Annotated in this window: 1 protein-coding gene; it reads left to right on the top strand. The window is 35.2% G+C overall.

The window, feature by feature from the left end:
• On the top strand, window positions 1-705 hold a 705-nt coding region (locus tag GC105_RS16685), incomplete at its 5' end, for an IS1634 family transposase (RefSeq protein ID WP_152807067.1).
• Window positions 706-803 lie beyond the last annotated feature (98 nt).

The raw sequence follows: 803 nt of genomic DNA on the forward strand, positions 1-803 counted from the left end.
AGAAATTCTACTTTTTTCAAAGAGCGTTGGATTAAAGAGGATAGTTTGGAACAACGATTAATTGTTACCTACTCTATTAAATTTAAAGAATATCAGCGTCACATACGCAATCGTCAGATTGAGCGTGCTACCAAGCTTCTTGACACCAATCCTTCAAGTCTAAAGAAACACCGTCAAAACGACTATAAACGTTTCATTTCCAAAACAATTGTAACCGATGACGGTGAAATCGCTGATAATGAAGCTTACAGCATTAGCCAAGAGGCTATTGCTAAGGAGGAAGCCTACGATGGTTTCTACGCTGTTTGCACTAATCTTGAAGACGATGCAGCTGCTATCGCTAAGATAAACCACAATCGATGGGAAATCGAAGAATGCTTTCGTTTATTAAAAACAGACTTTAAAGCAAGACCGGTATATTTGAGCCGTGATGACAGAATCAAAGCTCATTTTACAACCTGCTTCTTGTCATTAACACTTTTCAGATATTTAGAAAAACAACTGGATAATGCCTTTACAAGCACAGAAATTATTGAACAGTTACGTAATATGAATTTCTATTGTGTTCCTGGTGAAGGTTACATGCCAACTTATACCAGAACAGACTTCACAGATGCATTACATGAAACTTTTGGATTCAGAACGGATTATCAGATTGTAAGTCAAAAACAGATGAAAAAAATATTTAAAGACACTAAAAAATAAAAAAGGTACGCACTTTTTGAACACATAGAAAAAGCTTGAATCCTAGTATTTTCAATAGGTTTCAAGCTTTTTGTTCTTTACAACTGTCAAAGACAGGA

This window comes from Alkalibaculum sporogenes (assembly GCF_009362815.1).
Lineage (GTDB): Bacteria > Bacillota > Clostridia > Eubacteriales > Alkalibacteraceae > Alkalibaculum_A > Alkalibaculum_A sporogenes.